This is a genomic window from Cupriavidus sp. 96C5-1 (assembly GCF_057798855.1).
The window spans coordinates 15,967-29,731 of sequence record NZ_JBYOJU010000033.1; the positions used below are offsets into that span (position 1 = coordinate 15,967).

At 66.7% G+C, this 13,765-nt stretch carries 12 protein-coding genes and 1 pseudogene; 9 read left to right on the forward strand and 4 right to left on the reverse strand.

Annotated features, from left to right (window positions below; all coding sequences use genetic code 11):
- Window positions 1-171: 171 nt before the first annotated feature.
- The 4 genes from AC3FOF_RS29490 to AC3FOF_RS29505 all read right to left on the reverse strand — a co-directional run bounded on the left by AC3FOF_RS29490 (window position 172) and on the right by AC3FOF_RS29505 (window position 3,875).
- On the reverse strand, window positions 172-1,089 hold the full coding sequence (locus AC3FOF_RS29490) for a helix-turn-helix domain-containing protein (RefSeq protein WP_488728604.1): 918 nt from the start codon (window positions 1,087-1,089) through the stop codon (window positions 172-174).
- A gap of 353 nt (window positions 1,090-1,442) precedes the next feature.
- Window positions 1,443-2,129 (reverse strand): hydrolase, encoded by a 687-nt coding sequence (locus AC3FOF_RS29495; RefSeq protein ID WP_276265669.1) that lies wholly within the window; start codon window positions 2,127-2,129, stop codon window positions 1,443-1,445.
- 408 nt (window positions 2,130-2,537) lie between these two features.
- Entirely contained in the window at window positions 2,538-3,212 is a 675-nt protein-coding gene (locus AC3FOF_RS29500) for a DsbA family protein (protein ID WP_488728605.1), read from the reverse strand.
- A gap of 12 nt (window positions 3,213-3,224) precedes the next feature.
- Window positions 3,225-3,875 carry a DsbA family oxidoreductase gene (locus AC3FOF_RS29505; RefSeq protein WP_488728606.1) on the reverse strand — a complete coding sequence of 217 codons (651 nt, stop codon included), beginning with the start codon at window positions 3,873-3,875 and terminating at the stop codon, window positions 3,225-3,227.
- Window positions 3,876-4,102: 227 nt separating this feature from the next.
- Between AC3FOF_RS29505 and AC3FOF_RS29510 the strand changes: the two genes are divergently transcribed.
- The 9 genes and pseudogenes from AC3FOF_RS29510 (at window position 4,103) to AC3FOF_RS29550 (ending at window position 13,598) form a co-directional block, all read left to right on the forward strand.
- Window positions 4,103-5,260 carry an FAD binding domain-containing protein gene (locus tag AC3FOF_RS29510; protein ID WP_488728607.1) on the forward strand — a complete coding sequence of 386 codons (1,158 nt, stop codon included), beginning with the start codon at window positions 4,103-4,105 and terminating at the stop codon, window positions 5,258-5,260.
- A gap of 153 nt (window positions 5,261-5,413) precedes the next feature.
- Entirely contained in the window at window positions 5,414-5,902 is a 489-nt protein-coding gene (locus AC3FOF_RS29515) for a VOC family protein (RefSeq protein ID WP_488728608.1), read from the forward strand.
- A gap of 2 nt (window positions 5,903-5,904) precedes the next feature.
- Window positions 5,905-7,128, forward strand: a complete 1,224-nt coding sequence (locus AC3FOF_RS29520; RefSeq protein WP_488728609.1) for an FAD binding domain-containing protein — start codon at window positions 5,905-5,907, stop codon at window positions 7,126-7,128.
- 48 nt (window positions 7,129-7,176) lie between these two features.
- A complete protein-coding gene (locus tag AC3FOF_RS29525) occupies window positions 7,177-7,539 on the forward strand; it encodes a DUF485 domain-containing protein (protein WP_017228260.1) in 363 nt (120 codons plus the stop codon).
- Window positions 7,536-9,185, forward strand: a pseudogene (actP, locus tag AC3FOF_RS29530) (cation/acetate symporter ActP). The gene AC3FOF_RS29525 and the pseudogene actP overlap by 4 nt, the downstream one beginning before the upstream one ends.
- A 121-nt stretch (window positions 9,186-9,306) precedes the next feature.
- Window positions 9,307-9,981, forward strand: a complete 675-nt coding sequence (locus AC3FOF_RS29535) for a TetR family transcriptional regulator (protein WP_017228258.1) — start codon at window positions 9,307-9,309, stop codon at window positions 9,979-9,981.
- 46 nt (window positions 9,982-10,027) lie between these two features.
- Window positions 10,028-10,951 carry a LysR family transcriptional regulator gene (locus tag AC3FOF_RS29540; protein WP_276264085.1) on the forward strand — a complete coding sequence of 308 codons (924 nt, stop codon included), beginning with the start codon at window positions 10,028-10,030 and terminating at the stop codon, window positions 10,949-10,951.
- Between the two features lie 182 nt (window positions 10,952-11,133).
- The gene (locus tag AC3FOF_RS29545) at window positions 11,134-12,246 is read left to right on the forward strand and encodes an alkene reductase (protein WP_488728610.1); all 1,113 of its coding nucleotides are present in this window, start codon (window positions 11,134-11,136) and stop codon (window positions 12,244-12,246) included.
- Between the two features lie 119 nt (window positions 12,247-12,365).
- Window positions 12,366-13,598 (forward strand): MFS transporter, encoded by a 1,233-nt coding sequence (locus tag AC3FOF_RS29550; RefSeq protein WP_488728611.1) that lies wholly within the window; start codon window positions 12,366-12,368, stop codon window positions 13,596-13,598.
- Window positions 13,599-13,765: the final 167 nt, after the last annotated feature.

The window sequence follows — 13,765 nt, forward strand, 5'->3', positions numbered from 1 at the left end:
GAAAGCCCACAAGGAGAGCGGCGGAGCCGCCAGTCGGTCGCTGCATTGTGTCGAGACAGGGATAGGGTGTCTACCCATACCATCGGATGATGGCGGTGCGAGCCGGCCGCGCCTAGTGCCGACCTAACCTGCCAGCCCCCCCGGCCACGACCGCATTGCGCGCTGCAGCGCTCAGCCGCACATGCGGCGGCGCCAGATGCCCGGAGCCGTACCCACCGCGCGCGAGAACACGCGGGTGAAATGGCTCTGATCGGAGAAGCCGCAAGTGATGGCCACCTGAGCCAGCGGCAGCGTGCTGTCGCGCAGTAGCGTACGGGCGCGCTCCAGGCGCTGCCCCATCAGCCACTGGTAGGGAGTCTGGCCGGTGCTGGCGCGGAAGGCACGGGTGAAATGGCTTCGCGACAACTGGCACGCGTCGGCGACGTCGGCGATGGACACGTCGCCATCGATCTTGGCGATCAGCATCTCCTGCGCCCTGGCCAGGCCGCGACGCGACAACTGCCAGCCTGCCATGTCCGCCGCCGCGCCCTCCTTGCCGTACCGCCCCACCAGGTGGGTCCCGATTGCCATGCCAAGCTGATCCACGAACAGCCGGGAAGCCTGTCCAGGCTGCCGGAACGCCGGCACCAGCGCCAGCGCCAGATGGGCAAGCACCGGATCCGCTTCCCCCGCCGCGCCGCGCAGCTCCCGCAGCGATGCCTGGCCTAGTTCCGCGCCGATGCGTTCGACGAAAGCGCGCGGCAGCTCCATCAGGACGAAGTCGAAGCCGCTGCGGAAGTCGGCCTTGTAGTCCTCGAACAAGTTGCGTACATAGACGGAGCCTGCCTCGAAGTCATGCGTGCTGGCGCGGGGGCCGCGGAAGATACGCCGGCAGTGTCCACCTCGCAGCGAGACGCCAACCAGGAAACCGCGCTCGGCAGCGGGCATCACCACCTGGCTGATGCGCTCGCTGGCGGAACGCTTGCGGAAGAACTGGACGTCGCTGCCGGCCAGCGACTGGTCCTCCGCGAGCTTCTCCGCGGCGCAGCCGAAAGCATCGAGTGGAATGGAAAGCGCCTTCGCGACAGTGTCAGTTGTATTGGCGGGCATAATTTGACGAGGCGATGAACCGCTTTCTGGTGCATGGCAGCATGAAATCGACCAGTGCTTGGAGGATAGCAGGCTTACCAGGACATTGTCGCTCCGGCAGCGCGCTGCCGCAGTAAGCAAGGCGTAGCACATTTCACCAACCGGCCGCCCCCTCCGTATCTTAGGCGAGCCAGCAGCATCGTGCCGCGGATTCACCTACCCGGCCTGGCGCTGGACCGCGCCGCCGAAAGCCTTGCTCAGATGTTCGCCGCGGGGTGCCGTCGATATCCGAGACCTGCCTGCAGCGGATCCGGAACCACGGAGCACCGCCCCCGGGGCGGTGCTCCCCCCGGGGCGGCCGTGCGCCTCGCCGCTCAGCGCGCCGGCACCGGGGCGATGGACTCGTGCGGGGTGGCGGTGCGCTGGGGCGCCTTGTGGACCATGGTGTAGGCATAGTCCACGCCCATGCCGTAGGCGCCGGAATGCTCCTTGACCAGTTTCATCACGGCGTCATAAGTGTCGCGATGGGCCCAGTCGCGCTGCCATTCGAGCAGCACCTGCTGCCAGGTCACGGGCACGACGCCGGCCTGGACCATGCGCTGCATGGCATAGTCGTGGGCCTCCTTGCTGGTGCCGCCGGAGGCGTCGGCCACCATGTAGATCTCGTAGTCCGCGTCGTGCATGGCCGACAGGGCGAAGGTGGTGTTGCAGACCTCGGTCCACAGGCCGGAGACGATGACCTTCTTGCGGCCGTTGGCGGCCAGCGCATCGCGCACCTTCTGGTCGTCCCAGGAGTTCATGGAGGTGCGTTCCAGGGTCTTCTGGCCGGGGAAGACGTCGAGCAGCTCGGGGTAGGTGAAGCCGGAGAAGGATTCGCTCTCCACCGTGGTGATGGTGGTGGGGATGTTGAAGATCCTGGCGGCCTTGGCCAGCCCGACCGCGTTGTTCTTCAATGCCTGGCGGTCCATCGACTGTACCCCGAAGGCCATCTGCGGCTGCTGGTCGATGAAGATCAGCTGGCTGTTCTGCGGGGTCAGCACTTCGAGCTTGGCTTTGGTCATGATCACATCCTTTTTAATTAAAAAAATTGAATTTTTCAGGCGCGGCGTTTTCGTTGCTACGCCTTCCATTTTGCGTACTTTAATGTACGACCCAATCACTTCCCGATACTTATTTCGGACAAATAATTCATATTTTTTGAACATCCTCCCAGGCACCCGGCAAATCTGACCGCTGAATGGAGACCGCGCGACGACAAGGCCGGAGCCACGGCGTACTTGCCGCGGTGTGGGGCCGAGGTAGCGATGCTGCGCCGCCCAGGATCACGACTCGGCCGGACACCATACGCGCCGACGCCAGGTCCCGGACGGCATAGGCAAACAGCTGCGCTTGTCGCCTCGACGTTCTCGCGAAACAGCGGTGGCAAGTCGCTCGGCGTCTCGATGGAAATGACGAATTCCAGCCCCTTCTCATTGCGCCAAGACCTCCTCCATTGCCTTCCGGAACAACTCCGGCTTCCCGAAATACCGCCCCAGGCGCAGCCTTGAAACCTTGCCGTCCTGCTCGATAGCCAGTGCTGGGTAGCCGCGTCCGCCAATCTCCCCGAGGAAAGCCTGCGTCTGCTCGAAGTGGCCGTTCAGCGTCGGACTTGCCTGGTCGTAGGCGGTTGCGAACGACGCCGCATCGAGGCCCAGTTCGTCGGCGATGCGCAGCAGTTCCGCACGCTCGGCGATCGGCCGTCCTTCGACGTAGTACGCGGTCTGAAGGCGCTCGAGCATCTTCAGTCCGGCACCTGCGATGGACTCCGCGGCCAGCATCGCCGCGGTCGGGGGGCCGGAATCGAGTTTGACGTCGTAGTCGAACTGCGTGCCCTGCTGGTATGTCTCGCTGAACGGCTGCCCGCTGAGCGCGGTGATGCGCTCCTCATGCGGGCGAACGAAATCGCGCCATTCGGTGGACATCTTCTGCGCCCGCTCTCCCGCCAGCATCCCGCCGCTGTGCGGGACCACCTTCAGGCCGGCTTCTTCAGCCGCCGACACCAGCGGCGCAAGCCCGTAGCACCAGCCGCAAAACGGGTCGTAGACATAATGAAGGGTCGCTTGCTTGTCCATTTCAATCTTCTCCAGGTTCTTCGTGCTGCCCACTAGCTATCCCATTCAAAGGGCCTCGCCCACGGCCGCGCCCAACGCCTGCTCCAGGAACGAAGGCGGCTGAGCCCCGCCGATAGCGGTGCGGCCGATCCGGATGGCCGGCACGGAGCGGACGCCCTCGCGCTGCGCCAGCGCCTCGGCAGCCGCGACTTCCGCTTCGCCATCGGTGCCTGACAGATAGGCCCGCACCGCTTGCGCATCGAAGCCGGCCGATTCCGCCAGTTGCACGAGCACATCAATCAGGCCGATGTGCTCGCCGCGCGCAAAGTACGCAGCGAAGACGGCCTCGAACAGCGCATCGGCCTTGGCAGCGTCGCCAGTTTGCTGGGCAAACGCCATCAGCCGATGTGCCAAGCGGGTGTTGGGCGTGACCGAGATCCGCTCGTAGTGGAAATCCAGGCCGGCACGCCGGCCCACCATCGCCACCTCGGCGTCCATGGCCTGCGAGCGCGCCCAACTGCCGAACTTCGCGGTGCGGTAGGCCTTTCGATCGGCGCCTTCCACCGGCATGCCGGGATTGAGTTCGTACGGCAGAAAGGAAATCGCGGGTGCGGCCTCGGGCGCCATGTTGGCGATGGCGGCCTTCAGGTTTCGATGGCCGATCCAGCACCACGGGCAGATGAAGTCATAGGTGATCTGGATGTCGACGGGCTTCATGACGGCTCCTTGCGTTGAAGATGAAGCGAGTGTAGGCACGGGGCCGCACTGCCGGAATGGCATGCCCGCGCAAACCAGCGTTGCCGGCAGCGCAACGCCAGTTTCGCGGGGCGCCGCCGCCCTTCCCGTTGCTGTCCACGCAAAGCTGCCTTGCTTCCGACGTGCATTCTCCTGCGGCCAACGCCCTTCTACGATGCTGTCCATCCCCTGTCGATCCGGAGCTGCACATGGACACCAACGGCAAATCCTCCCCCACCCCGCGCAAAGCCCTGGTCATAGGCGGCTCGCTGGGCGGCCTGTTCACAGCCACCGCGCTGCGCGCCGTTGGCTGGGAGGTCGATGTGTTCGAGCGCTCCACAGCGGACCTCGACAGCCGCGGCGGCGGCATTGTCCTGCAGCCGGAGGTGCTGCGCGCGTTCTCGTTCGCAGGCATCTCCGCGCACGGTGCGCTCGGCGTGCGCTCGCACGACCGGCTGTTCCTCGACCACGGCGGCGAGGTGCTCGACCGACAGTTGATGCCGCAAACGCAGACCTCGTGGAACACGCTGTATGCCGCCCTGCTCGATCACTTTCCGGCCGAGCACTATCACCGCGGCGCAGCGCTCAGCGGAATCGAGCAGCACGAGCACACTGTGCACGCCACGTTTGCCAACGGACGCAAGGCACACGGCGACCTGCTGGTCGGCGCCGATGGCGCCGGCTCTACCGTGCGCCAGCTCATGCTGCCCGGTGTCGCCCCGAGCTATGCGGGCTATGTCGTCTGGCGCGGCCTGGTCGACGAATGCCGCCTGCCCGCCGCGGCCAGGCCGCTGCTGCACGAGAACTTCGTGTTCCAGCAAGACCGCGACTCGATGATGCTGCAGTACATGGTTCCCGGTGCCGACGGCGCCACGGCGTCCGGACGGCGCCGCTTCAACTGGCTGTGGTACCTGAAGGCCGAGCCCGGCGTGGCGCTCGATGCCGTGCTCACCGATCGCAACGGAAAACGCCGCAGCCATTCGATCCCGCCGGGCATGCTGTCGGCTGAGCAGGAGCGTTGGTTTCGCCAGACCGCGGCTGCGCGCGCCAACCCGGCGTTCCGCGCGCTGATCGACAACACCGATCAGATCTTCGTCCAGGCCATCCAGGACCTGCAGGTGCCGCGCATGGTGTTCGGCCGCGTACTGCTGACTGGCGATGCTGCCTTCATTCCCCGTCCCCATACCGCCGGCAGCACCGCCAAGGCCGCGGCCAATGCCGTGGCGCTGGCCAAGGCGCTTGACGGCACCGCCGACCCGGACCACGCGCTAGAGATCTGGCAGCAGGGCGAACACGCGCAAGGCGAGCAGATGATCCGGTGGGGCATCCGCATGGGTAACCGCATCATGGGGATCGCAATGCACTAAGAGCACAGAGCTGCGCTGCGCAGAAGTGGCGCAGCCTGCGCGCCCCCGCCGATCAGGGTAAGTACTCCCCCTGCCGGCTCTTGGCCCTTCCATTCGGCTGCCCTACAATTTATCAAACGATCACTAATCGATCGATCAATAAAGAAGGAAACCATGACAATCCGCAAGCTCGCGCACTTCTCGATCCGCACCACGGACCTCGAGCAATCCTGCGCCTTCTACGAACGCATTCTCGGCTTCAAGCAAGGCTACCGTCCGCCTTTCGATTTCCCCGGCGCATGGCTGTACATGGGCGGGGACGAAGGTGACTTCGGCACTGTCCACATCATCGGTGTCGACCCCGACAACCCTGACGGACTGTCCGCCTACCTAGGCGAGCGCGCCCCCTCGGCGGCGGGCACCGGCACCCTCGACCACATCGCGTTCCTGGCCACCGGCGTGGCGCAGATGTGGGCAAAGCTGGAAGCCGAGGGCATCCCGTGGCGCGACCGCACCGTCCCCAGCCTGGGCCTGCACCAGGTGTTCATCGAGGACCCTTCCGGCGTCACCATCGAATTGAACTACCCCGCCGCCGAGGTGGCGGGCCTTGAAATCCCGGGCAACGGCGCGCGTGCGTCCTTCCCGGCAGTGGAAGGAGACTGACCATGACAACCCTATCGACACGGCCGAAGGCCATCATCGTGGGCGGCTCGCTGGGCGGGCTGTTCGCGGCCAACCTGCTCGCCCGCGGCGGGTGGGAGGTGGAAGTATGCGAGCGTGTTCCCGAAGCCCTTGCCGGGCGCGGCGCGGGCATCGTCACGCATCCGGAATTGTTCGAGGCGCTGGCCGCCGCCGGGGTCGAGGTGGACGACTCCATCGGCGTGCAGGTGAGGTCCAGGCTGACGCTGGGCCAGGACGGCAGCGTGCTGTCGCAGCGCGAGCTGCCGCAAACGCTGACGGCATGGGGCAAGATGTACCACGTGCTGCGGTCCGCCTTCACCGGGGGCACGTACCGCACTGGCGCCAATGTGGTGTCGGTGCGCAGCGAGCCCGGCCACGCCGTGGTGATGCTGGACGACGGCTCGATCCACCACGCCGATCTTGTCGTCGCCGCGGACGGCTTCCGCTCCGCGTTGCGCGAGTGCCTGTTGCCCGAGGCACGGCTACAGTACGCAGGGTACATCGCCTGGCGCGGCCTGGTGGACGAAACCAGCCTGAGCGAAGCCACGCGCGACATGCTGTTCGAGAAGTTCGCCTTCTGCCTGCCGCCGCGCGAGCAGATCCTCGGCTACCCGGTGGCGGGCCAGGGCAACAGCACGCGGGTTGGCGAGCGCCGCTACAACTTCGTGTGGTACCGCGCCACCAGCGAAGACGTGGACCTGCCCGACCTGCTGACCGACGCCAGCGGCAAGCGCTGGTCCGGCGGCATCCCGCCAGGGCTGATCCGCCCGGACGTGCTGGCGAGCATGGAGGAAGCCGCGCTGGCCAACCTGGCGCCCCAGTTCGGCGAGGTCGTGACCAAGGCCGCGCAGCCGCTGTTCCAGCCCATCTTCGACCTCGAGGTGCCGAGCATGGCTTTCGGTCGCGTGGCGCTGCTCGGCGACGCCGCCTTCGTGGCACGCCCGCACTGCGGCATGGGCGTGACCAAGGCAGCGGGCGACGCCATTTCGCTGGTCAAGGCCCTGCAGGCGCATGACAGCGTCAGTGCCGCACTCGAAAGCTACAGCACCGAGCGCGTGCTGGTCGGCGCGGCCATCGTTCAGCACGCGCGCCACCTCGGCGCCTATATGCAGGCGCAGCTCAAGAACGAGACCGACCGCCAGATGGCCGAGCGCTATCGCACGCAGGAAGCCGTCATGCGCGAGACGGCAGTGTCGACGCCCTTCTGAGCGCGCCACCGCCCCCTGCCAGAACAACCGCCCCCACCGGAGACAACCTTGGAACACACCGCCCCCACCTTTGCCGCTGCCGCCCGCGAAAGCGCCGCGCTCGCAGCGCCCCCACCGAATCCCCTGCTCGCCGATCCGGCATTCCAGTCCCTGGTGCGCGCGCGGCGCAGGTTCGCGTGGGCCCTGACCGCCATCATGCTGGCGGTGTACTTCGGCTACATCCTCACGCTTGCCTTCCGGCCCGCGCTGCTGGGCCGCCAGCTGACCCTGGGCCAGCCCATGAGCGTGGGCATTCCCGTGGGCTTCGGCATGTTCGCGCTGACTTTCCTGCTGGTGGCGGTGTACGTGCATCGCACCAACACCGTGTACGACCAGCGCATCGGCGAGATCAAGCAAGGGGCAGCAGAATGAAACGAACCGCCATTTTCTCCATTTCCGCCACTGCCGCGGCCCTGTTGCTTTCCGCCTTGCCAGCGTTCGCGGCACAAAGCTCGGTGGGCCAGGGCATGAATGTCATCGCCATCGCGATGTTCCTGATGTTCGTCGCCGCCACGCTGGTGGTCACGCGCTGGGCCGCCAGGAGCAACCACAGCGTGGCCGACCACTATGCCGCGGGTGGCAAGATCACCGCACTGCAGAACGGCTGGGCCATTGCCGGCGACTACATGTCGGCGGCCTCCCTGCTGGGCATCTCCGCACTGGTCTTCACCAGTGGCTACGACGGCCTGATCTATTCCATCGGCTTCCTCGCCAGCTGGCCGATCATCCTGTTCCTGATCGCCGAGCCGCTGCGCAACCTGGGCCGCTTCACGCTGGCGGACGTGGTCTCCTACCGCCTGCAGCAGCGCCCCATCCGTGCGTTCTCCGCGTCCAGTTCCATCGTCATCGTGCTGCTGTACCTGGTATCGCAGATGGTGGGCGCCGGCAAGCTGGTGGAGCTGCTGTTCGGCTTCAGCTACACCGCCGCAGTCGTGCTGGTCGGCGTGCTGATGGTGGTCTATGTGTTCTTCGGCGGCATGCTGGCCACCACCTGAATCCAGATCATCAAGGCGGTGCTGCTGCTCGCGGGCGCCGCTTTCATGGCGTTCATGGTCATGAGCCGCTTCGGCTTCAGCCTGAATGCGCTGTTCGCGCAGGCCATCGATGCCCACGGCAAGCACGCGGCCATCATGAGTCCGGGCGGCCTGGTCTCCGATCCCGTCTCGGCGGTATCGCTCGGCCTGGCGCTGATCTTCGGCACCGCCGGCCTGCCGCATATCCTGATGCGCTTCTTCACCGTCGGCGACGTCAAGGCGGCGCGCAAGAGCATCCTGTATGCCACCGGCATCGTCGGCCTCGGCTACGCGCTGATCATCATCATCGGCTTCGGCACCATCGCGCTGGTGGCACGCGAACCGGCCTACCACACGCCTTCCGGCGCGGTGATCGGCGGCGTCAACATGGTGGCCGTGCACCTGGCCCATGCCGTCGGCGGCAACTTCTTCCTCGGCTTCATCTGCGCCGTGGCGTTCTCGACCATTCTGGCCGTGGTCGCGGGCCTGACGCTGGCAGGTTCCTCCGCCATCTCGCACGACCTCTATGCCAAGGTCCTGCGCCAGGGCAACGCCACCGACAAGGAGGAGATGCGTGTCTCCCGGATGACCACGCTCGTGCTGGGCCTGCTGTCCATCCTGCTGGGCATCCTGTTCGAGAAGCAGACCATTGCCTTTATCGTCAGCCTGACCTTTTCGATCGCCGCCAGCTCCAATTTCCCGGTGCTGTTGCTGTCGATCTACTGGCGCGGACTGACCACGCGGGGCGCCGTGGCGGGGGGCTCTCTCGGGCTGCTGAGCGCCGTGGTGCTGACGGTGCTGAGCCCGACCGTGTGGGTGCAGGTGCTCGGCCATGCGAGCGCCATCTACCCCTACGAGTATCCGGCGCTGTTCTCCATGCTGGTGGCCTTTGCGGGTATCTACGTGTTCTCCGTCACCGACCGGTCTGCGCGCGGCGCGCGCGAACGCGGCGCCTTCAACAATCAGCTGGTCGATTGCGAGCTCGGGCTGGTCAAGCCGCAGTAGGTCCCGTGCCCTGTGCAGCCGGCGGCACTGCCGGCTGCACGGCCGCGCCTCACAATTTATCACCTGATTGGTACAATGCCGCAAGCGCTCCGCACGGGACGTGCCTGTCACAGGTGAACGAATGAAACGAGACGCAACGCCGCCGGAGACCCCTGCCCCGGCCAAGACCGCAAAACGGCTGCTCCCCGAAGAGCGGGAGCAGCAGATCGTGCAGAAGGCCATCGAGCACTTCACGCGCAATGGTTTTTCCGGCAGCACGCGCGATCTCGCCAAGCAGATCGGCGTCACGCAACCCTTGCTGTACCGCTACTTCGCCAGCAAGGAGGCGCTGATAGACCGCGTCTACAGCGAGGTGTTCCAGTGGCGGCCCGACTGGGAGCGCCAGATCGCCGACCGCGCCACGCCGCTGACCGAACGCCTGTATGCGTTCTACCTCGACTACGCCTGCGTGATCCTGCGCGAGGAATGGATCCGGGTCTTCATCTTTGCCGGCCTCACGCGCGAAGGCATCAACAACAAGTACCTCAACAAGCTGCGCAGCAAGGTCTTCCTGCCCGTGCTGGCCGAGGTGCGCGCCGAGTACGGCATCCCCGAGCCCCGCAACGCGGCCGAACTGGAAGCCGAGGTCGAGATGATCTGGGGCCTGCACGCGGCGATTTTCTATCTCGGCGTACGCAAGTGGGTATACGGCCTCAAGGTGCCCGCCGACATGGCCGCGGTGATCCGCCGCAAGGTGGACATGTTCCTGCACGGCGCGCCCGCCGTCATGCGTTCCTTGCGCGAGTCCGAACACTGAACCCCTGCCCGGGACGGGCGATGCCCTCACTGCTGGAGCCTTACCCATGGACAAGCTGCTGGCATTGAAGCTGTTCGTCGAGACGGTCGACGCCAAGGGGTTCTCCTCGGCCGCGCGCCGGGTCAATCTGGCCACGTCGTCCGTGACCCGCATGATGGACAGCCTGGAGGAGGAACTGGGCACTGTGCTGCTGAACCGCTCGACGCGGCAGGTCACGGTGTCCGAAGCCGGCGCGGCCTACTACCAGCGGGCGCGCAAGATCCTGGACGCGGTGGCGGAAGCCGATGCGCTCATAGCCGACCGCGGCGATACGCCGGTGGGGCAGCTTCGCGTGTCGCTGCCGGTAGCGTACGGGCGCCGCTGCATCGCGCCGTTCCTCGGCAGTCTGCTCGCGCAGTATCCGAAGCTGGAGCTGGAGGTAATGCTGACCGACGAGATCGTCGATCTGCTCGGCGAGCGCATTGATCTATCCATCCGCCTGGGCAGCGCCGCGTCGCACGACGAAGTGGTGGCACGGCAGATCGGCACATTCCAGCGCCGGGTGGTGGCAAGTCCGGGCTATTTCCTGCAGAGCGGCATCCCGGCCGCGCCGGCGGAGCTGGCCGGGCACACCTGCCTGCGCTTCACCTACGGCGCGGGCCAGCAGATGTGGACTTTCCTGCGCGGCACCGAGGAGATCCAGGTGCCCGTTCCGGGCACCTTCAAGAGCAACAACGCCGAAGTGCTGCGCGAACTGGCGCTGGCCAACGGCGGCATTGCCCTATTGCCCGACTGGCTGGTCGACGACGATGTCCAGAGCGGGCGCCTGACCGCCGTCCTGGACGACTGGACCGTCAATCCCAACCGCGCCAGCTCGGCCATCTCCGCGCTCTACCTGCCCAACCAGCGCGGCTCGCGGCGTATCGCCGCGTTCCTCGATTTTCTCTCGCGCATTCCCGGTCCCACGGGCCGGAACGAAGCGGGCAGCTGATCCGCACTTCCCGCTATGCCCTGCCCTTGCCACCGGCGCAACGCAACGTTGCGCGGCGGCCCCATTCTCCGTCGGTGCGTGGACGCCTAACCTTCAGGTCATCTCTTCCGAGACAGCAAGCGCGGCAAAAAAAGCCAGCCAGCCTCCGCCGATCGACCCATCGCACCTGACGGAACACCTCCATGACCCCGCACCTCTTCACCCCCATCCGCATCGGCGGCCATACCCTGCCACACCGCGTCGCCATGGCGCCGCTGACGCGCTCGCGCGCTGGCCAGCCCGGCAACGTGCCTACGGCCATGAACGTCGAGTACTACCGACAGCGTGCCGGCGCCGCGCTGATCATCTCCGAGGCCACGCAGATCTCGCAGCAGGGCCAGGGCTATGCCTGGACGCCGGGCATCCATAGCAAAGCGCAGGTCCAGGGTTGGCAGGCGGTCAGCGATGCCGTGCACGAGCAAGGCGGCGTCATCTTCATGCAGCTGTGGCACGTAGGCCGTGTGTCACACCCCGTGTTCCAGCCCGGCGGCGCGCTGCCCGTGGCGCCCAGCGCACTGCCCGCCCCCGGCAAGACCTTCATCATGGATGCAGATGGCAACGGCGTCTGGGGCGATGTACCGGTGCCGCAGGCGCTCACGCTCGATGGCATTCGCGAGATCGTGGAGGACTACCGGCGCGCCGCCCGCAACGCCATCGCCGCGGGCATGGACGGCGTGGAGATCCATGCCGGCAACGGCTACCTGCTGGACCAGTTCATCAATTCCAACAGCAACCAGCGCGACGACGCCTACGGCGGCACCATCGAGAACCGGGCGCGGCTGCTGCTGGAGGTGGTAGATGCGATCGCCGATGAGGTCGGGCCCGGGCGCGTTGCCGTACGGCTGACCCCAATGGGGCGTTTCATGGGCATGGGCGACGAGTCGCCTGAACATACCTTCGGTCATATCGTGGGCCAGCTGGACACGCGCGGCCTGGCCTACCTGCACCTGGTCGAGCCGGCCATGGTCGGCACGGTCAGGGAGGCGCATGCCGATCCGCGCTGGGACGCGATCATCCGGCAACTGCGTGCGGCCTACCGCGGCGTGCTGATGCTGGCGGGCGGCTACGGCCGAGACAGCGCCGAGCACGCGCTCGCCAGCGGCCGCGCCGACATCATCGCCTTCGGCCGGCCGTTCATCGCCAACCCCGACCTGCCTGCCCGGCTGCGCGACGGCTTGCCGTTGAACTCGCCCGATACCAACTCGTTCTTCGGCGGCGGCGCTGGCGGCTACATCGACTATACAGCCGCCGCATAGTCACGGGGCCAACCGCAGTCCCGAATCCGGTCCTGCACACCTCCCCCCCAGATCCGAACCCGCATGCCGGCATTGCTGCATCCGCCGGCTGGAATGAACTCCCCTCAGGAACACGCACTATGACCTCGTTCAGCGCAAATCAGGCCGACAGCGCATCGGCATCCGCTGCACCGGCGGCCTCCCTGCCGGCATCGCTTGTCCTGCTGCTCGCCTCCGGAGCGGGCCTGTCAGTAGCCTCCCTCTACTACAGCCAGCCAATGCTGGGCACCATCGCCGGCGACCTCAGTGCTTCGAATTCGGCGGTCGGCCTCATTCCCACGCTGACGCAGCTGGGCTATGCGATGGGCATCCTGCTGCTTGCCCCGCTGGGCGACCGGCACGACCGCCGTCGCATCATTCTGGCCAAGGCCGCCGTGCTGGCCCTTGCGCTGCTGCTGGCGGGCCTCTCCAGCGGCATCGGCATGCTGCTCGGCACCAGCCTGCTGATCGGCCTGTCCGCCACCATGGCGCAGGACATCGTGCCGGCCGCGGCCACACTGGCGCCCGCGGCGGAGCGGGGCAAGGTCGTCGGTACCGTGATGACCGGGCTGCTGCTCGGCATTCTGCTGTCGCGGGTGATCAGCGGCTTCGTCGCCGAGCATGCGGGCTGGCGCACGATGTTCATGATCGCGGCCGCGAGCATCGCGGCAATCGCGCTCGTCGCGGCACGCGGACTGCCGCGCTTCGCCCCGACCACCACGATGCCGTACCGGGCTCTGCTCGCTTCGCTCGCGACGCTGTGGCGCCAACACGGTGCGCTGCGCCGCGCTGCTGTCGCCCAGGGGCTGCTGTCGGTGGGATTCAGCGCCTTCTGGTCGACCCTTGCCGTGATGCTGCACGGCGCCCCGTTCCACCTCGGCAGCGAAGCCGCCGGCGCCTTCGGGCTCGCGGGTGCGGCGGGCGCACTTGGCGCACCGCTTGCCGGCCGGATTGCTGACCGCCGTGGACCTGAACTGGTGACGCGACTCGGCGCAGCACTGACCGCGCTGTCGTTCGCGGGCATGCTGATTTCGCCGCTGCTGTCGTCACATGCCCAGCTGTGGCTGATCGGCGCCAGCGCAATCGGCTTCGATCTTGGCGTGCAAGTGACGCTGGTTGCACACCAGACGATCGTCTATGGCATTGACCCCGGTGCGCGCAGCCGGCTGAACGCCGTACTGTTCGTCAGCATGTTCACCGGCATGGCCGTCGGTGCTGCGCTCGGCAGCATGGCCCTGGCCCACGTGGGCTGGGCCGGCGTGGCAGGCCTGTCCGCACTGTCGGCACTCGCCGCGCTTGGCGTGCGTCTGCTGCCCCAGCCGGCCCGCCCATGACTAGCAGCGAGGCGGCCCGCTTTTCATACCTTGGTATGGTGCACCCGAGACGATCCGCTGAATTGGCGGCATGGACGCCATTCGCTATTCTGAATCGGTGCGTCTTGCCCCTGTGTGGTCCACCCTCCACGGCAACCACGGCGCACTGGCCCGGTCGCTTCCCCTCA